General features: G+C 52.5%; 1 protein-coding gene. It reads right to left on the bottom strand.

The features are described 5' to 3' along the window. Positions 1–29: 29 nt before the first annotated feature. Positions 30–1,277, bottom strand: coding sequence for an ISL3 family transposase (locus ACTQ50_RS19610; protein ID WP_287935020.1), 1,248 nt, complete (start codon positions 1,275–1,277; stop codon positions 30–32). Positions 1,278–1,334 lie beyond the last annotated feature (57 nt).

The following is a 1,334-nucleotide window of genomic DNA, read 5'->3' as shown; positions in this document are numbered from 1 at the left end:
GGTTCAACTCCAATTTTAGTGGATAAGGGTCAAAAGGGGCGTGGCACAGCCAGCTGTAACTTGCCAGCAACAAGGTATATCATCGAGGCAAATCCTCTGAATGTATTAAAGCCACGAGCCTTCCGTTTTGCCGCCTGTATCATGGAGTTAATCCCCTCACAGACAGCATTCGTTATGCGGTGGTAGAAGTAAGCCAGTATCTTCGTCTTGTGGTTCCGGAGTGTCTTGGCGGCCTCTTTCATTGGCTTCAAACGGCAACGACGCATCCATGAGTAGAGGCGGTCGAAAGCCTGTTCAGCTTCCTCCACCGTTTGGCAGGTATAGAAGTCATCAAGGGTTGCTACAATGCTGTAAGCCTTACCAGTCTTGGGATACAGCTTGGACAGAGATCCCAGTTTTTCCGCCTGTTCGCTGGTCATCCTGGCTTTGGGGATCATGAATAGACGCCTTCCAAGAAAGAGCTCTTTCTTGGACGCAGCGGTTCGCTGCTCCTCCTTGCGAACATCGTCAAGGGCGTCCATCAGCACCTTCTTGACGTGGAATTTGTCGATGATGCTCAGGGCGTTAGGGAAGTTTTCCTCAATGGCTGGCAGGTAAGACTTCGACATATCGCTTGTTACCGCACAGATGGCCGCCGCATTGCCACCACGCATCTCCAGTTTCTCAGCGAAGGTGGACACCGTGGCTTTATCTCTGCCTGCCTCTACGTCGATTACACAGCGTTGGTCGGCATCGATCACGACTGTCACATAGTCATGTCCCCGAAGGCGAGAGGTCTCGTCGATGGCGAGCCGCTTCACGCCGCTCAGTGAGCGATTACTCACCGCATCGTCTACCCAATAGTTGAGTATAGAGGCAAGAGATTTCTCATCGCACCGAAGCACTGCTGCTGCGCGAGCCCTTGGCATGTCGGCAAGAATCAGCATGGCATAGCCCTCAAACAACAGAGTGAAGCGGCTGTTCTTCCGCTCAAATGGGGCGTTCACCTGCTTCGTGCCGCACCTTGGACACTTCACCCGTGGACGCCTGCAATGGACGTAGGTCGGATAGAACATGCAGTCTCCGTGCCGCCAAACACGCTCTGTTGGCTCATAGCCGTTACGTAAAGTAGGCCCGCCACAGCATGGACAGACGAGGGCTGCAGTCTTTCTGACATTGACGTAGATATGCACTTCTTGCTCTTCCGGACGGAACTCAGCTCCCTCCACGTACCACGGTTCACTTAGATTGAGAGAACCTGCAATCATCGCTGTGAAGTTTTTTTCCACCTGTTTCATCACCCCGTGACAAGTATATCACAAAAGGTACTTATCCACTACTTTTGGAGTAGAGCC

The organism is Blautia sp. Sow4_E7, from assembly GCF_052116245.1.
In the GTDB taxonomy this organism is placed as follows: Bacteria; Bacillota; Clostridia; order Lachnospirales; family Lachnospiraceae; genus Blautia_A.
The sequence above is the reverse complement of the archived record's forward strand: the minus strand, read 5'-3'. Positions and strand labels throughout refer to the sequence as shown.

Bases quoted from the DNA above. Each gene is read 5' to 3' on its own strand.
- ACTQ50_RS19610 (WP_287935020.1), bottom strand. From the start codon at position 1,277: ATGAAACAGGTGGAAAAAAACTTCACAGCGATGATTGCAGGTTCTCTC.